Source organism: Pseudomonas sp. MD330_10 (assembly GCF_042610415.1).
GTDB lineage: Bacteria > Pseudomonadota > Gammaproteobacteria > Pseudomonadales > Pseudomonadaceae > Aquipseudomonas > Aquipseudomonas rhodesiae.
Genome location: NZ_JBHGZU010000003.1, coordinates 290,725 through 306,771 on the forward strand (window position 1 = coordinate 290,725; position 16,047 = coordinate 306,771).

Here is a 16,047-nt window from a genome sequence, read left to right on the forward strand (position 1 = left end):
GCTGGCGCTTCTCGGGACTCTTCTAGAACAGAGCGCGAACAGCGCCGGATAAAGGCTTATAGCCAGCAAGTGCTTGTGTGTGGAGTATGGAAAGTGGTCGATATCAGCAAAGAAATGCCCACCGGCGTGAAGCGCCAGGCAGACAAAATCATGACTGAAATTCAAAAAGCTGGCTCGATGATCATGGCCGTAAAGGCCGGAGCACGGGCGGACGGTTTTGTTATAGGGTTATTGTGCTCGGGCAGCATTACAGATGACACGGCGCAATGGCTTCAGGCGCAATTCGATGCGGCAACCGAACAAAAGCTCAAGGAGCTCTCGGTATGGTCTGCGCCGCAGCATTGAGTCTAAAAAGGGAGAACATTGATCACCGTCGCCGCGACGTATGACTCGTCCGCTACCAAGTCTTCGACTTACTCAAGATACAGGGTTGTTCTTTCAAGCAGTTAGTTTGCCTCTAACTGCTGATTCGCGGTTGCCAACATCGCCTCGCAGATAACCCGGCGCAAGCGTGGCCGGAGCAACGATGCCCTACGCCACACCGCCAACGCCAACGACCCCTCCCCCGTTTGTTGCGCCGTCCCCAGAGTTACTCCTTTTTTTGTCGGCCAACGATACGCAGATTTTCCACGAAATTCCGAACGGTCACGGACTTCTCCCGGGGCCTGAAAACCAGCGCGATCGTCGTCTTCAACGTCTTGTGCCTCAACTTTTGATAGGTGACGCCGACCGCATGGATCTGGCGGATAGATGCAGGAATCAACGTCACGCCAAAACCTGCAGCGACCATATTCACCGTGGAAGATAGCTGTGGCGACTCCAATTCGATTCGCGGGGAAAATCCGGCCGATCGGCAGGCGCTGATGATCGAGTCGTAGAGGTCCGGCCCGATTGAACGGGGAAAAATGATAAAAGGGTCGCAAGCGAGTTGCGCGAGTTCCACGCTCCGCAATCGGCCCAACGGATGACCGGTAGGCAATACCGCAACCATCTCCTCTTCGACCAAAGGAACTGTTAGCAGCTCTGCGCAATTGAGGGGTAAGCGGACGATGGCACAGTCCATCTGGCTATTGACGACTTTATCCAGCAGCGCGGTGCTGTTGCTTTCTTCTGTCTTAATCAGGACACCCGGGTAGCTTTGGCGAAACTGCCGAAGAGTCGTTGCTACCAACGGATGGAACACCGTTGAGCCAGCGAATCCAATTGAGAGATGACCGCTCTCCCCCCGAGCGGCCTTCTTGACATGCTCCAAGGCGTCGTTGGCTTCGTCCAGCACCCGCTTCGCGTGCTCCTTGAAGATGACGCCCGCTTCGGTCAACTCAACGCGACGCGGATAGCGCATGAAAAGCTTGGTGCCGATTTCCTTCTCGAGCTTAAGAATCTGCTGACTCAACGGCGGCTGTGCAATGCCGAGCCGTTCTGCGGCCAGGGTGAAATGAAGGTGCTCGGCGACGGCAAGGAAGTACCGCAGTTGGCGAAACTCCATGGTTGATCCTCCGCAGACTGATAGTGGGCGTCCTTGGGATCATACGCTCCAAGACGAATATCGTCTTGAAGATGCAATCACGAAGTATTGGATCGAATGGGTGTGCGTTCTTACGATAACGGCCATGCACTCCAGCGAATAGCTTTCTGACACCGGCTGGAGTGTCCTGGCACTGCGTGACATGTGCCCGATGAACTCAATCAAGGAATCATCTATGTCTGCCGTTCCCGAATGGGCGCCCGCCGCTTCTGTTAAACCTGGCAGCGATCATAGCCATCTCGTTTCCAATCTCGCAGCAATCGTCGGGAAGAAGCATCTTTTGACCGGCGAAAGCAAGACCCGCCGCTACCGCACGGGATTTCGCTTCGGTACAGGCCGGGCACTGGCCGTCGTGCGGCCCGGGTCGCTGGTTGAGCAATGGCGTGTGCTGAAGGCGTGCGTCGAGGCAAACGTCATCGTGATCTCACAAGCATCCAATACAGGGCTGACCGGGGGCTCGACGCCAGATGGGGACGACTACGACCGCGACATCGTCATCGTCAGCACCTCGCGCATGAAGACCATCTACTTGATCGAGGGTGGCAAGCAGGTAGTCTGCTTGCCCGGCGCGACGCTAGACCAGCTTGAACGCGCGCTTCAGCCCATCGGCCGTGAGCCCCATTCGGTCATAGGCTCAAGCTGCATCGGCGCTTCGGTGTTCGGTGGCATCTGCAACAATTCAGGCGGTGCTCTGGTGCAGCGCGGGCCGGCCTATACCCAGATGTCGGTGTTCGCGCGTGTTGACGAAGCCGGCCGCCTGCACTTGGTGAACCACCTTGGCATCCGCTTCCAGGGAACAGAGGAGGATGTGCTCGCGAGCCTGGATGCGGGGAAAATTTCCGATGACGACGTTCTTCATGACGCAGGCGTCGGCCACGATCATGCCTATGTCGAACACGTCCGTGAGATCGATGAGCCGACCCCGGCCCGCTTTAATGCAGATCCTCAGCGACTCTATGAATCGTCAGGGTCGGCCGGAAAAGTCATGGTATTCGCTGTGCGCCTGGACACCTTTCCGATCGAAAAGAACCCGCAGGTCTTTTACATCGGCACCAACAAGACTGAGGAACTGACCGACGTTCGCAGGGCCGTACTGGCCAAGTTCAAGCACCTGCCCATTTCAGGTGAATACCTGCACCGCGACGCCTTTGAGATCGCCGAGAAGTACGGCAAGGATACGTTCCTGATGATCCATTACCTCGGTACGGCGCGACTGCCGGGGCTGTTCGCACTCAAGGCCCGGTTCGACGCGCTCTTCGATCGCATTCCTTTCCTACCGTCGCATTTGACGGATCGCATCATGCAAGCGGCCAGTCATCTCTTTCCGCGTCATCTACCGGCACGGATGATGGACTTCCATAAGAAATATGAGCATCACCTCCTATTGAAAGTAACCGCCGAGGGCGCAGATGAGGCGCGAGCTTTCCTCAAGGGCTATTTCTCCAAGACTCGCGGGAGTTTCTTCGAGTGCACGCCGGAAGAAGGCGAAAAAGCCTTTCTGCATCGCTTCGCAGCTGCAGGTGCAGCCAATCGCTACCGCGCCGTACATACCCGATCCGTGGAGAACATTCTGGCGCTGGACATCGCCCTGCCACGCAATGAACGTAGCTGGTTCGAACAGCTGCCGGCAGAGATCGAAGAAGCGATCATTCTCAAGCTCTACTACGGCCATTTCCTTTGCCATGTCTTCCACCAGGACTACATCGTGAAAAAGGGGAACGACTGCATGGCCATCGAACATAAAATGTGGAAACTGCTGGATCGCCGGGGCGCCGAATACCCGGCCGAGCACAACGTAGGCCATCTGTATAACGCCAAACCAGCGTTGCGTAATCACTACGTGAACTTGGACCCATGCAACTGCTTCAACCCAGGCATCGGTCACACCTCCAAGTTCGCGTTCTACCGGGACCCGGAAATGCGCAATTGATGATGCCGACCATGGCGGCAACATGGGCGGGCAAGCGCATCCGATTGGAGGTGCCTGCGAAGCCGGTTGGGTGGTCAGACCTTCCGAGGTCGCTCGATGAGTCGCGAGTCAGGGAGCAGATGGATCTGCAACGCACAGCAGTGCTATCAGTTCAGACGCCAAGGCGGCCGCTTCGTGTCGATAGTTTTTGTTCCAGCAGCATGACCAGTCATCGGGTCTTCCCTGCTCATCCCAGTGCGCCAACGCAAGCCCGTTGATTATCTCCAGTTCGAACCAAAGGCGCTGCCAAGCGACAGCGTCTTGGACCAAAGCAATGTCTTGCCACAGGAACTCGGTTTGCGCGACAAAAGCCGACCATGCGAACAGATCCTCTGATGCTCGTTCGCCGCGGTTCAGCCAATACTTTCGGACACCCAAAGACCGACTCCCAGTGTTCGTGTTGGCAGACATAAGTTTGTACTCGTCGATATTCTTATAAAACATCCACGCCGGGATAGTGATCCGCAGGTGGATGGTAATCGGGATTCTCAAAGCGGCTGTTGTTGTAATGAGTTTTGGCCGTCGGCCCTTCGCCCTTGTACGTCACTTGTGTATTTGGAGTGAGATGCCACCCGTCTCCGTCCTTGTCGCGCTCGATCAGCGACGGGTACATGGTGCAAGTGCCCGTCGAACCTGATGTCAGCCTGAACTGGTAAAAGCGCCCAGCTTGGGGCGTGAACTTCGCCGTGACGTAGCAGGATTGCGTGCGACCTCCCTCCCAGAGCATCCCAACGTGCGTTTCGATGCCTGGTCGGATCTGAGTTTCGTAGTAGTCCGACGTGAGGTTTTGCCCTGCTTTGGGCATCCCCTCATCCCGCGTCTGGATGAACGGAAGCGGCCCACTGCGAATTACTCCACCGGAACGTTTACCGTCTTGGTATTGATACAGATCGGCATGCTGAGTGAAGTTGACGATGCGTATCCAGGCGGGGTTGGACTCGTGTTCGGGTGCAGTGAAGTAATCGGTGTGTGGGAAATACTGGCAGCCTGCGAACAGCGGAAGGGTCAGCAGGCAGAGGGTGGCGCGTATCGACATGGAGCCTGTCCTTTTGCGGAGTCAGGGTAGAGACCACAAGAAAGGAGGAGCATTGCATAACAGATGAAAATCGCATCCTAGAAACCAAAGGTCTAGCGCCGTGACGCGCTTGAAGATCGGCTTCAGAATGAAGTCGCGATAGCCTGGGCGAGCTGCATGTCCGACATAAGTGGCGTGGTGTGCTTCGAGCGGTAGTACCGGGATGCTTGTTCAAACTGAGCGCCGCGTATTTCGCCGTCGGAACCGATGAAGGCTAAGGCATCGGTCTTGGCCGCTTTGAATGTCTTGGGCGGCTCGGTCGTCAGCGAAGTTATTCCGCCAATCAAGATGGTAGGTAGGAATGTGGTAATCATCAGCCCTTTATCGATAGGGTTGGCGTTTTCTGCAGCCACTGCCTGAGTACCGACTAGCGCCAATATGGCGATCGCCAGGGGCGTCCATGAATTCATTGTTGAAGCTTCCATTGCGATCAAAGGGTGTCACCCTAACAGAGTGATGGACACCTATAACAATAGCCCAGCACTTCGCCGGGCTCGATGGCAGGTGCCTATGCTGCTACCCGCCAAGGCATTACGCACCACAAGCACCCGGATCTTTGTAGGCTTCGCACCAGGCGGCCTTCAGAAGGACTCTGCATTCGGCGTCATATTTTTCACGTAGCTTGGCAGTGCCAGCTGGCGTCATCGGCCCGGGTATCTCTTTGCGCAAGTCCACCAATTTTTGCGCAACGTCATCCTGAGCTTTCGGGGTATCGCCAGCATGCACCAGCAGTGCATAGAAGGCTCTTGAGGACTGCTTGCGGCTTATATCGGGTTGGTCACCCGCTACTGAAAGCAATTCGTAGTAGGCCGCGCAATGGATGCCTCGGTCATTTTGCGTTTCAGCGTGGGCGGGCAAGGAAATGCTGGTGAAAATGGCCAAGAAGGCCAGCGGCATCAGGGATGTGCGCATTAAAACGAGTCCATTCGAGGGGGGGCTGAATCTTATCAGTTCAGGAGAATGGAAACAAAAAGCTCGGGGCTCGACCGTGCTTAGTGAATCTGTATCACTCCTTGATTCGGCTCCATGCCTGTAATCCGTAATACTCAATCAACGCCAAATTGCTATTGCCCTGGAGAACGGTATCTGCCCAAACACACACGATACTTAGCGTGGGGTTTTGCTTGCACTGCAAGGAGCGATTTGGATTACCACCAGCGCCGTAGACATCTCCAGCCTATGCCACCAAGGACCGCTTGGCCATGGGCACCGTGATGGTGAAGGGCACACCCTACGTGATCGTCGACATCTGCCTGCAGATGCAAAAGCCGTCCGAGCCGTACAAGGCCGATGGCTTCCCGGCCGACTACTTCATCAGCCACGGCGCCGACGGCAAGCCGTTCACCAAGACTGGTGCACATGTGCGGCAGTGGCATTGGCCCGCCGCCGATGGCAGCGCTGGCACGGGCCAATGACCCGTGTTGCACGGAGCAATGCCAAGCGCGCGCGGCTTGATAATCAGCTTGAACCAGGCGGAATTCCGTCCTTGTTGAAGTCCTTCAAGCGTTTGCGCTCTTCCTCGGTGGAGTGCGCCGGGGTTTCCTGCTCGGGCTCTTTGTTCTTTTCTTCAGTCATCGCTACGTCCTCGGGTGGTAGCTGTTTCGGCACTTGGTGGGATCGGCAGTTCAATCAATCTACTCCACTGCCGGACATGGCCCGGCAAGGGATGCCGTATGACTTAAGAAAACCTGATGGGGCCGACCAGTAGTGCTGGTATATCAGACTGGTTTAGGCTGCTTTCATTTGTCGAGATCTACCAACTCGCACATTCGCTCTCCTAACATTCCACGCAACCACGCACCATGAAACTCAATATTTTCCAGAGAAGTACCGTCCCCTACACAATGCTCAAAAAACTTGCCCTTCGCTCCGCGATAAGCGACGCGAAAGTGTCCATCATGAGCAGACGATGTCATCACATAAGGGCGGATGGAGATGATCTCGCTAAACGGTACGTGTACTTGAAAGGGGCTTCGACAACGACGAGTTATGGTGAGGGTCAGCAGCTGCTTGTATTCGTCGAACGTGAATGCCTGCACTTGAGGCTCAGAGACAACCCAGGCAAAGAACGCACCAATGAACACTGCACTGACCAGTATTAACAGAATGAAGGATGACGCCGTGAGGCTCTCGCCGTGGTTAGGCTGCACACCATGAATGACGTCCTGCCCTGAAAAAAGGTACATCGCTAGTCCGTAGCCCGGTAAAAGCAGAAGTAGCGCAAGAGAGAAGCCAAAAACACCCATACCGTTGTTTCCGATAATTGGTATTTCGGGGCCGTAATACCAAATAGGCGGGTGGGCAGCCCTGAGCCCGCCAGCATTGGTTGCTGTGGCGCTAGCAGATTTTTGATGATTCATCTGGCCGTCTCGAAGGAGTGCAGCGCAGACGTTAGCACTATTACTGGACAGTCTGGAACGGATCGCAGGGCTTTCTCATCGCGCTCTGCCCTTCGACTACTCACGTCACCCCGCAATAACCATACTGGTTTGCCTACTCGCTCTCATCCTGGGTTAGCCCAACGTTGATGGCTGGGCTTGTGGTGGCCAGGCCGGGCATGAGTTACGCGTGGTTACGGTGCAGGTGCCGGCAACTCCTGGCACCACTTGATGGAACGCAACGCTTCCTCGCCAGGCACAAGCGCGTAGCGCGAGTAAAACATTGTTCCACTGAAACGACGGCCGTCGACTTCACCCAAGGTCTGCCCATCCGTGTAGTCAGAGGTGCTAAGTTGATCGGCGATGTAATACACCTTTCCATTTTCGACGGTGATATCGAAACGCTGGTTAACCATACCGCTGATGATGGGTGGCGAGGTGGAGGTGACGCTGTGCTTGCCGGCAGGAATACCGGCCTTGAAAAAACTACCGGAAGGCAAGCTGCCGATGGCGCGGCCATCGACCTCAATGGTCGGGGCCACACCGCTACCGATGCTGGCCGAGGTGCGATAGAAGTACACCGTGGCCTCATCCGCACGGGGTTCAGCCGGTGATGTGAAGAACGGTTGACCTTTGAGGTCCGGACCGCTGATGCAGCCGGTCAGTGAGGCCAGGGCTGCGAACAGGCCGACCCAGAGTAGCGTACAGCGCTTCATAGCATGGAACTCCTTGAACTTGGATCAACGGCCGTCGGGTTGGATGACTGTCACCGCTACCGAATTCAGATCTTGCACAGCCCTTTACCGAAGTCAGTGGCATCAGAACTCGGCCAAGGCGCAAAACCGCTCTTCGGCGTCAGATTCACGATGTTGCGGTCCTTGAGCATCGGGTACTTACGCTTGAGCGCCTGCACCGTGTCCTCGGCGTTGTTCACGTTGGACAGGCAAAAGCGCAGGGCATCGGCGCGCAGATCGCCGATATAGAGAGTTTCCCCGGCCTTCACAGAGAAAACCGCAGGCACAGGGCGCGGCATCGATTTTCCTGAGTAATACACGTAATGCCACTGCGTGTACTCATACTCGCCAGGCGGCACTTCATACATGAAGTAATGGCCCAACAAAGAGGGTGATGGCTGATCATCTTCATTGCCCAGCGTCGTCAGCCGTATTGCGGTACCGGGTGCTCCCTGTTGGTCGATTTCAACCACCAGCCCATGGGGCTGCATCATCGGAAAGCTCTCACCAATCGAACCCATGATGATCGCCTTACTCGGGTCCGGTGCGTGCCTGCCGTCGTAGCGTGACGTAGCGCACCCGGACAGAAGGGCCGCGCAAAGTGCGCCCGTAACCCAGACAAGACGTTTACTGCTGACTTTCCCTAGCATTGGTCTTTTTTCCGATCAGTAATCTTGCAGTTTGTAGATCCCAGCCGAGCGAACCGAAAACGCATACATAGTCCCACGTTGGCGGCTCGTTCGGGCCTATTGTCCGCCAAGAAAAAGCCGTGCCGGTAATGGATAGGTTGTATGCCTGGATAATCGCCCAGCGTGACGCTGTGCCCGAAGGTCGGGCTATCAGCAGGGCGTTCGATTGTAACTTAAAACCCTGGGCAGGACTGTCCTTCTAACTCGATAACAGCGCCGTCCCCATTGACAACAACTGGGCTGAGAACAGGATTGACCGTGGGCTGTTGGGCGCTCGAACTGGCTGTGTGAATCGCCCCGGATTTTTAAACACACCTTGCAATCTCATCCAGGGTTTCGCATCGCCCGCAGAAACCAGGTCGAACGTGCCGGTAAGGGTGTGAATCTGCTCAAGCAATGCCACAACTTGCGGTGACAAAGGAACGAAGTTTACATCCCCCGCCATTTTCGTTCCCCGTGTTGAGTGGCGTACCTCGTGAAGCTCGGGTCGCGTATCCGGGCTCTCCCACAACCCGTGTTTGAGGTCGAACCCGCACCAGCGGGAGAAACGCAATCCACTGGATCGAACAAACACATGCAACGACAACATAAGCGTCAGCCGGGTCAGCTCTCCTTCGGTTTTGGTTTTGGTTTTGGCTTTGCGTTTGTGTTCTACAGGGTCTATGCCATCTGCGCGCATCAGCTAGTCCAATTACGGGCTAGCTTCCGGGGGAGGTCAGCCCTTCCCGGTTATCTGGCTTTACATACCTGAGGCGCCAGCCTTTACGGCCATTGGGCTGGACAAGCAAGTACAGACCGTCACCGTCGAGCAGCTTGTAGGGACGCCCCTAGGCTTGGCTAAGCGGCAGGCAGAATCAGTAAGCGGAGCAGTTGTGCGCGACATAAGGGTACTCTCCTTAATCGAACCAATTACTACCCCTAAAATCACCCCTAAAACGGCTTGATTTCAGCAAACCGGACCAGCAACCGACAGAATGCAAAAACTAAAAAACCCGCCAGAAGGCAGGTTTTTCAAGGCTTCCACGGAGCTCGAAAGCTCTCAGTGGAATGTAAGATGGTGCCCGAAGCCGGAATCGAACCGGCACGCCCTTACGAGCGGGGGATTTTAAGTCCCGCGCCAAAATCAAGCGGGCTGGGGCTTGCGCTCTATTTTCCGGTCCGCAATCCATTAATTTTACGCCTAATTTACCTCAATGTATTCAGATAGTTATAGTTCGTTGCGGCCCATATAATTGGCATAAAATTGCTTTTTCGTTCTCGCGAACAGGACAATCAAATCTGGCGCTTCTTGCACCGATATGCCGGTGGTGCATACCCTCCTCGGCGTCCTGCCGGCCGAACCTAAACCAACCCAAAGCCCCACTGCTAAGCTGGTCACTCAAAAGAGGAAAAAGCATGCCGAATTCAGACCTACTCCCCTCTCTGGTTTCCAAGCTCTATGAAAATCAGCTGGCACTCGAAGCATCGATCATGGAGTTATCAAACTGGGTGGAGCAGCGCGGCTCCGCTGAGGTTGCTGCGAATGTACGCGGCGCACTGGACACGCTCAGTCACAATGAGGAATTCATCAAGCTCACATTGGCGGTGTTGATGTCGCCAGAGTGATGCCTTACAGCTCGTCGCCTCGAATCGCATCAGTGACAAACCTCGATTACTGTATACGCATACAGTAAAAATAAGCAGTCACTCACATGCTCCCTACAGAACTCAAAAAGGAATGGCTCGCCAAATGGCGGAGAATCCTCGACGACAACGCGTCCCGGATGGGTAACCCGGAGGCTCATCGGACGATGTGCCGGTGGGAGACTCGTGACATGTTGGAGGCAGGGGTAATTGATGAGATGGAACAATTTGAGATGGATGAGCTGGCCGACGCGGCTTACTGGCATGCCGTTGAAGAGCTGGTCACGACGCCCGCTGGGTACACGTATGGCGGCTACTATGACGTCATTCAACGAGGGACGGCGGAGTGCGTCGGTTACATCCGAAGCAACACTTATTACTCAGCCATCGGCCCAGGTGCTGATGGGTTTGATGGAAAGGTATTTCGCGATAAGAATGACCTGCGTTTGGTTTTCCGCAACGACAACCAGACTTGGCCGATAAATGGGTTGGTGCTTACCGCGCCATCTGGTGAGCTATACGATCTGGTGCAGACGGCGCAATTTATCTATGGGCAGGTCTACCCAGTCATCTGCGATACCGACACCTATCGTGCGCTGGTAGATTGCGCACAGGTTGCCTTGGAATGCCGCGATTTTGAGAGCTATCGAAAGGCCCGCCCCCTACTCCTCTCTGCCCAGTTCACCAAATGCGATGCCTGCCTGGACCGATTCGGACAGCGCGAGGATTGCAGCAACTGCGCAGGTAACGGCTTTGTCAGTACAGCTGGCACTCAGCCGACGTCGCCCGCATAACCAGCAACGGCCTTCTCAACCAGCTCTCGCCATTCAGCGCAATCAATCACCCTGCGCTCAAGCATATTGTCAGCAAGGGCCAGGCGCGTTTCATAACGATATTCTGGTGAGCCGGCTTCAAACTCCGAATCGTTCAGCAGCGCGTGCCACGCTTCCATCTCGTTGACCTGCTGTATATCGGTTGTCATGACGAATCTCCGACTCCGGTGTCTACGCTTTAGAGATCGGCCGGCGCGCGGCTGTTCATCAAGCCCGACGAGCGGAGACAGTCATGTGCGGACGCCTTTCACAGTACAGCGGCATTCATGACTTCGTCGCGGCCCTGGGCATGCCGAACGCCATGGTCAACTCAGTTGGCGAGCTGCCCCTGGAGCGATACAACGTCGCCCCCACCACCCAGGTCGCCCTGCTCCATGTACAGGGCGAATTGCTACTTGCTGATCCAGTGCGCTGGGGATGGCGACCGCAATGGGCCAAGGACCGCGCCACGCCGATCAACGCCCGTGTCGAGAAGGTGGCGCACGGCCCTTTCTTCCGTGCAATCTGGCCGCACCGAGCAATCACACCGATCAATAACTGGTTTGAATGGGTCGATGAAGGAGGCTCGAAGAAGCAGCCCTACCTGATCCGCCGTCGCGACGGGGCGCCGATCTACTGCGCGGCTATCGGTCAGTTGCCCAGCACCGAGGAAGGCCCAGGTGAGCATGACGGCTTCGTGATCATTACCGCGGACAGTGCCGGCGGCATGGTGGACATCCACGACCGGCGGCCCGTGGTACTGAATCCTGAACTTGCCCGCGAATGGCTGGACCCGGCCACGCCCAAGGAGCGCGCCGAACAGATGGTACTGCACCAGGGCGAGCCAGCCGAGGCCTTCGAATGGTTCAAGGTCGATACGGCCGTGGGAAACGTCCGGAACAAGGGGCCCAACCTGATACAGCCTGCACCCTAGAACAACCCGCCGAGGTCGGAGGGTTTCCAATTCATGATCACAAGCTCGCCGCTGACCTCGGCTTTTCCCTGGCGCTGATTGGCGGTGCTGTAGCGGATTTCCAGCGTTTCAAAGTGGAACCCTTCAAACACCCGCCGAATATCAGGATGATCGTTAATACTCACCATGACCTTGCCTTTGCAACGACGCATGAAGTCGGCCATTCGCTCATAGTTTTCGAACGGAAAGTCCACCCCGTAGCCCGCGGTCTGCCAGTAAGGTGGGTCCATGTAGTGGAAGGTGTGGGGCCGGTCGTAGCGTTCGGCGCATTCGAGCCATCCTAAGTTTTCGACATAGGTTCCGGAGAGGCGCTGCCAGGCTGCGGAAAGGTTCTCTTCGATCCGCAACAGATTAATAGCCGGGCCCGTAGTGGCAGTGCCGAAGGTCTGGCCGCTGACCTTCCCGGCGAAGGCATGGTGCTGCAAGTAGAAAAAACGGGCAGCTCGCTGGATATCGGTGAGGGTTTCCGGTCGGGTCATTTTCTGCCACTCAAACACTTGGCGCGAGCTCAGGGCCCATTTGAATTGGCGTACGAACTCCTCCATGTGGTTCTGCACAACCCGGTACAACGTCACCAGGTCGCCATTGATATCGTTGAGAACTTCGACCGGGGCGGCCTGAGGGCGCATGAAGTAAAGCGCAGCACCACCAGCAAACACTTCAACGTAGCATTCGTGCGGTGGGAACAGAGGAATAAGGCGATCAGCCAAGCGACGCTTGCCGCCCATCCATGGAACAATTGGGTTTGTCATTTTTGCAATCCTTTGCAAAGTGGGTGTTTGTTGGGGTCATGCTAATTTTTGCGACCGGGAATCTATGTCAGGGCGCAATGGCCCTGACATACGCCTGGCACGCCCGCAGCGCGATCAATCCTTGGTCGCCGGCATCGGTGATGGCGATAATTCGTTGAGCATGCGCTGGGTCAAGTTGGGCTCGACGCGTTGCATGAACCACGCCGACGGCGCCGGCGGCGGTAGGCATGTTGCAGCCACTGGCTGTATCCGCTGCGTCGACAAGGACTGACAGCCGCACATCAGCAGTGGCAAGGCGATCGCGCAGAGCAGCTTGGGTACGTTGGACATCGGATAATTCCTTGGTGTGTTGTTGGTCCTGGATGGCGAGCTGTTGCTCGGTGGCCAGTCGCTTGCTCTGATCAGCGCGGGCCTGGGCGGCAGCGGCCATGCTGATCCTGGTCAGATCTTCTTGATGCAGGCCGGCCTGCTCGGATAGCTTCTTGCCCATCCGCCAGTCCTGCACCTGCCAGGTCACGCCCGCGGCGCCAGCCATTAGCACCAATACCAGCAGCACCAGGCCAGCCAGCTTCTGCACCGGCGTCATGCCAGCACCTTCAGCGCTTTGTCGTACAGCGCCTGTCGGTCGTCCTGGCCGGTCAGCCCACCATTGATCCGCCGGGTGATCTTCGCGAACTGCCCCTGATCCGCCAGCGTGTTCAAGCCCTTGGTCGACCAGAACCAGGCCGCTGACATGGCGGCGTGCTGGGGCAGCTCAAGCAATTCAGGCTTGTTGATCAGGTCCAGGCCCAGGGCCTCGCCGCACGCGGCATAGTTGGCGCGCCCGGTGACCTGGATCAGGCCACGCCCGCGGAACTTGGAGCCGTCTCCCTTCACGGTGTTGCCCAGATCGGCACGACCTTCGTACCCGGCCTGTTGCTTCGTCGGCCCCCAAATCTCTCGCACGTATCGCAACTGGCCCGACTCATGCCCGACCTGGGCGATGAATGCGGCGATGCGCAGCGGGATCACGATCGCGTGCCGGCCCATGGCCGCATTCAACACAGGAGCAAAAACGCCGGCATTGCGGCCGGCGTTTGGGAGTATCTGCAGCAACTGCTGCTCGGTGATAGCCATGGCTTTCTCCAGACGAAAAAAAACCGCACAAGGCGGCTGGTGGGCGGCTTCAGCAGTTACGCAGGAACATCAGGCCATTCGATCGATTGAGGGTAATCCGCTTGGTCGGGAACGCGGCTGAGTGCCACGCGGTACTTCTTCCAGGCCTTCAGTGCGGCCAGGTCGGCATCGGTCGCTTCGTCGACATCGACCGCGTCCTGAAGAGGTGCGATCGCGTAGTCGGCGGCAGCGCGCAAGCGATTGATTTCGGTCTGCGCCTCCACCAAAGGGTCAGCAGCCGGCGGCGGAACGACAATTGCCTCCAGGTCCGGCACAAGGATGTGCAGCGTGATCATTGTTTTCAGATCATACGGCTGGCCATCCATCGTGACTGTGATGGTTAACAGCCCGTCGGAGAACGACGTAGCAACGAGTGCCTGGTTTTCCGACGGGTGCAGCGAGAAGCCCCAGCCCTGGTCCAAAGGTGGAAATGGAACCATGCCCAGCGCACCGGTCACGCAGTACACACCCATGTCCTTACGGTAACTGCCCACGTCGATCCCGCCAAGCGAGGTCAGGTCGAACATTGCGCCAGTAGCGCCCACGATATTGATTGCTGCTCTTGCCATGATTAAATCGCCTTGAGGGTGCCGTCTTGGGCACGGGTGGTGTTGCCGTCGTGGTAAATCTTGCGCCACGGGTCGCCCGCCCCACTTGGTGCGACGGTCCGGAACATCAAGTTCATGCTGTTTCCCGTAACCACTTGCGCAACGAGATCCATAGCGCAGTTTTGGAAAGGGTACTGAGCGCGGACGCCCGCCCAGTAAGCACCGCCTGCGGGCACCACCGTCGTGCTGTCCCCGTAGTTAATGAAGTGACTGCCTTGCTCGATAAATGCGGAGTTACCCACCATGGGGGCTGGCGAGCTAACGTCCTGGATGTTCCCCGCAGCACTACCCACTGACTTCAGCGCCGCCGTTCCCAACCCAAGATTCGCACGCGCGGCCGCGGCCGAGGTTGCCCCAGTGCCACCATTTGCAACAGGGACAGTAGTCATGCTCGCCACCGGCCCAAGTCCGGCGAGCGTGGCCCCCCACTGCTGAACCAGCACGTTGACCGCATCCGCCAAGGCCTTTGGGTAACCATTTACCGGCACGATGCCGTATGACGCGCCAGCAGCGGTTGCTCCACGATAAGCCGGTGAGATCGATACGGATGTATCGCTCGACGGATTGATCACTTGATAGATGCCGTTATCCGGTCCGACGAACATGTCGCCCGATCGGCAACTGGAAAACTTCGTACCAGCACCAGTTACAGTGGCGCTGCCATTGGTAACGGTGACGCTACCTTCTGAAAACCAAGAAGCCATAGTTACTCCCAAAGCAGTATGCGCAGGAAATCTGCTAATTCAATTAAAAGGAAATGGAAGCCCTTCGGTTTTGATTACCAAGGCTGATGGGTACCGGGCTGTTGGCAGATTCAAAAAGGAATAGCCAACGCCAGTGTTCGTTGTCGGCCAATAATCTTCAGTGGTCCTACCTGGTGGGGCGAAAAAGAAACTGATTCCGCCCACTCTTCCAAACGCACCTTCAGTTAGCCCGTATACCAACGGTGCGCCCCCACCCGCCTGCGGGCTAGCGTCGATAATACCGCACGACCTATTCCAAGGCAGAAAGGCGGCGTACTCGGTACCTGCATCTAAATTAATATCAACTAAGCTGTGGGCAATTGCGGAACCGGCTCGCGATTGAAATGCTATTCTTTCGTTCCGCCCCCCCAGATATGTGTAAGCCGGCCTTCCAAACCTATCCAATGGGCCAGGATCAGGTGCGCGTATTGAAGCAACAACATTCATTGGGTTTTGATTGGAATTGAAGGTAATTTGGCCGGAGTCTTTGGATTTAGTTTTTAGCCAGGGGCTGGGTAAGCTATCGTTCCTCATCAAGTCAAAGCAGTAATACTTGGTTGCAGCACTAGCTCCAGCATACAGAAATGATTTTGCGCTTCCTGACACTACCACACCTGTAGCGGTCCCTCTTCCCACAAGGAAAACAATGGGGGATTGTGGGTTTTCAATTGTAAAACCGAATTGATCATCCCCCGGCAAGCCAGATTCCGTCCAGCTGCTAGCCAAGTTCGGATCCACATTAATGCCTTTGAGGATCCAACGTCTCCAATTTGAGTTAAAAAATAGAAATCCGCTTTTCACCAAACCATAACTTATATTCCCCGTATCGTATAGCAATGAGCCGTCAGGTTTTCGGGCAACAAGTTTGGCGTTAGACATTAGTAATACCCATAGTAAATTCGGCAATTCGCGGAGAAGAAACCCCACCCTGCCGTATTGTATGAATAGACCCAAGATAGGGAAGTGCCATCTAAAGCAACGCCGGGCCGCTTGCCCTTATCCATCTGCAAG

The 16,047-nt window shown here is 56.2% G+C and carries 20 protein-coding genes and 3 pseudogenes; 7 read left to right on the top strand and 16 right to left on the bottom strand.

The window, feature by feature from the left end:
* The first annotated feature begins 93 nt into the window (after window positions 1–93).
* Window positions 94–345 (top strand): hypothetical protein, encoded by a 252-nt coding sequence (locus tag ACFZPT_RS06740; RefSeq protein WP_244192377.1) that lies wholly within the window; start codon window positions 94–96, stop codon window positions 343–345.
* Window positions 346–589: 244 nt separating this feature from the next.
* On the opposite strand, the gene ACFZPT_RS06745 is transcribed toward ACFZPT_RS06740, so the two are convergent.
* Window positions 590–1,486 (bottom strand): LysR family transcriptional regulator, encoded by an 897-nt coding sequence (locus ACFZPT_RS06745; RefSeq protein WP_034097631.1) that lies wholly within the window; start codon window positions 1,484–1,486, stop codon window positions 590–592.
* Between the two features lie 214 nt (window positions 1,487–1,700).
* Here ACFZPT_RS06745 and dld point away from each other — a divergent pair, with 214 nt between their 5' ends.
* Window positions 1,701–3,455 carry a D-lactate dehydrogenase gene (dld, locus tag ACFZPT_RS06750; RefSeq protein WP_034113584.1) on the top strand — a complete coding sequence of 585 codons (1,755 nt, stop codon included), beginning with the start codon at window positions 1,701–1,703 and terminating at the stop codon, window positions 3,453–3,455.
* Window positions 3,456–3,563: 108 nt separating this feature from the next.
* Here the strand turns inward: dld and ACFZPT_RS06755 are convergent, their stop codons facing one another.
* From ACFZPT_RS06755 to ACFZPT_RS06770, 4 genes are all read right to left on the bottom strand, one after another.
* The gene (locus tag ACFZPT_RS06755) at window positions 3,564–3,905 is read right to left on the bottom strand and encodes a hypothetical protein (protein ID WP_236238698.1); all 342 of its coding nucleotides are present in this window, start codon (window positions 3,903–3,905) and stop codon (window positions 3,564–3,566) included.
* A 22-nt stretch (window positions 3,906–3,927) separates the two neighbouring features.
* A complete protein-coding gene (locus tag ACFZPT_RS06760; protein WP_034113582.1) occupies window positions 3,928–4,530 on the bottom strand; it encodes a hypothetical protein in 603 nt (200 codons plus the stop codon).
* A 122-nt stretch (window positions 4,531–4,652) separates the two neighbouring features.
* Window positions 4,653–4,979, bottom strand: a complete 327-nt coding sequence (locus ACFZPT_RS06765; RefSeq protein ID WP_034113580.1) for a DUF2388 domain-containing protein — start codon at window positions 4,977–4,979, stop codon at window positions 4,653–4,655.
* A 121-nt stretch (window positions 4,980–5,100) separates the two neighbouring features.
* On the bottom strand, window positions 5,101–5,481 hold the full coding sequence (locus ACFZPT_RS06770) for a hypothetical protein (protein WP_034113578.1): 381 nt from the start codon (window positions 5,479–5,481) through the stop codon (window positions 5,101–5,103).
* A 257-nt stretch (window positions 5,482–5,738) separates the two neighbouring features.
* Between ACFZPT_RS06770 and ACFZPT_RS06775 the strand changes: the two are divergent.
* A pseudogene (locus ACFZPT_RS06775) lies at window positions 5,739–6,024 on the top strand (DNA cytosine methyltransferase); the annotation flags it as partial.
* Between the two features lie 284 nt (window positions 6,025–6,308).
* On the opposite strand, the gene ACFZPT_RS06780 reads toward ACFZPT_RS06775, so the two are convergent.
* The 3 genes from ACFZPT_RS06780 to ACFZPT_RS06790 all read right to left on the bottom strand — a co-directional run bounded on the left by ACFZPT_RS06780 (window position 6,309) and on the right by ACFZPT_RS06790 (window position 8,202).
* Window positions 6,309–6,929, bottom strand: a complete 621-nt coding sequence (locus ACFZPT_RS06780) for a hypothetical protein (protein ID WP_256593227.1) — start codon at window positions 6,927–6,929, stop codon at window positions 6,309–6,311.
* Between the two features lie 212 nt (window positions 6,930–7,141).
* Window positions 7,142–7,663, bottom strand: a complete 522-nt coding sequence (locus ACFZPT_RS06785) for a DUF2846 domain-containing protein (RefSeq protein ID WP_034113573.1) — start codon at window positions 7,661–7,663, stop codon at window positions 7,142–7,144.
* Between the two features lie 65 nt (window positions 7,664–7,728).
* On the bottom strand, window positions 7,729–8,202 hold the full coding sequence (locus ACFZPT_RS06790; protein WP_232925122.1) for a hypothetical protein: 474 nt from the start codon (window positions 8,200–8,202) through the stop codon (window positions 7,729–7,731).
* A gap of 230 nt (window positions 8,203–8,432) precedes the next feature.
* On the opposite strand from ACFZPT_RS06790, the pseudogene ACFZPT_RS06795 reads away from it, so the two are divergent.
* Window positions 8,433–8,656 (top strand): annotated as a pseudogene (locus ACFZPT_RS06795) (transposase); the annotation flags it as partial.
* Between the two features lie 42 nt (window positions 8,657–8,698).
* On the opposite strand, the pseudogene ACFZPT_RS06800 reads toward ACFZPT_RS06795, so the two are convergent.
* Window positions 8,699–9,253, bottom strand: a pseudogene (locus tag ACFZPT_RS06800) (integrase arm-type DNA-binding domain-containing protein); the annotation flags it as partial.
* A gap of 512 nt (window positions 9,254–9,765) precedes the next feature.
* On the opposite strand from ACFZPT_RS06800, the gene ACFZPT_RS06805 reads away from it, so the two are divergent.
* Window positions 9,766–9,975: a hypothetical protein gene (locus ACFZPT_RS06805; protein ID WP_034097568.1), complete on the top strand. Its 210-nt coding sequence runs from the start codon at window positions 9,766–9,768 to the stop codon at window positions 9,973–9,975.
* An 86-nt stretch (window positions 9,976–10,061) separates the two neighbouring features.
* Window positions 10,062–10,787 (top strand): hypothetical protein, encoded by a 726-nt coding sequence (locus ACFZPT_RS06810; RefSeq protein WP_286800734.1) that lies wholly within the window; start codon window positions 10,062–10,064, stop codon window positions 10,785–10,787.
* On the opposite strand, the gene ACFZPT_RS06815 is transcribed toward ACFZPT_RS06810, so the two are convergent.
* Window positions 10,766–10,975, bottom strand: a complete 210-nt coding sequence (locus ACFZPT_RS06815) for a hypothetical protein (RefSeq protein WP_379555048.1) — start codon at window positions 10,973–10,975, stop codon at window positions 10,766–10,768. The genes ACFZPT_RS06810 and ACFZPT_RS06815 overlap by 22 nt on opposite strands.
* 83 nt (window positions 10,976–11,058) lie before the next feature.
* On the opposite strand from ACFZPT_RS06815, the gene ACFZPT_RS06820 reads away from it, so the two are divergent.
* Window positions 11,059–11,739 (top strand): SOS response-associated peptidase family protein, encoded by a 681-nt coding sequence (locus ACFZPT_RS06820; RefSeq protein ID WP_379555047.1) that lies wholly within the window; start codon window positions 11,059–11,061, stop codon window positions 11,737–11,739.
* Here ACFZPT_RS06820 and ACFZPT_RS06825 read toward each other — a convergent pair.
* The 6 genes from ACFZPT_RS06825 to ACFZPT_RS06850 form a co-directional block, all read right to left on the bottom strand.
* The gene (locus ACFZPT_RS06825; protein ID WP_181081220.1) at window positions 11,736–12,530 is read right to left on the bottom strand and encodes a DNA adenine methylase; all 795 of its coding nucleotides are present in this window, start codon (window positions 12,528–12,530) and stop codon (window positions 11,736–11,738) included. The two genes, ACFZPT_RS06820 and ACFZPT_RS06825, sit on opposite strands and share 4 nt — an antisense overlap.
* Window positions 12,531–12,597: 67 nt before the next feature.
* Complete coding sequence (locus ACFZPT_RS06830; RefSeq protein ID WP_286800728.1) at window positions 12,598–13,116, bottom strand: lysis system i-spanin subunit Rz; 519 nt, start codon at window positions 13,114–13,116, stop codon at window positions 12,598–12,600.
* Window positions 13,113–13,646 carry a glycoside hydrolase family 19 protein gene (locus ACFZPT_RS06835; RefSeq protein ID WP_286800726.1) on the bottom strand — a complete coding sequence of 178 codons (534 nt, stop codon included), beginning with the start codon at window positions 13,644–13,646 and terminating at the stop codon, window positions 13,113–13,115. The genes ACFZPT_RS06830 and ACFZPT_RS06835 overlap by 4 nt, the downstream gene beginning before the upstream one ends.
* Window positions 13,647–13,702: 56 nt before the next feature.
* Entirely contained in the window at window positions 13,703–14,254 is a 552-nt protein-coding gene (locus ACFZPT_RS06840; RefSeq protein WP_379555046.1) for a tail fiber assembly protein, read from the bottom strand.
* A 2-nt stretch (window positions 14,255–14,256) separates the two neighbouring features.
* A complete protein-coding gene (locus ACFZPT_RS06845; RefSeq protein WP_379555044.1) occupies window positions 14,257–14,997 on the bottom strand; it encodes a hypothetical protein in 741 nt (246 codons plus the stop codon).
* A gap of 39 nt (window positions 14,998–15,036) precedes the next feature.
* Window positions 15,037–15,915, bottom strand: coding sequence for a hypothetical protein (locus ACFZPT_RS06850; protein WP_286800721.1), 879 nt, complete (start codon window positions 15,913–15,915; stop codon window positions 15,037–15,039).
* Between the last annotated feature and the right edge of the window lie 132 nt (window positions 15,916–16,047).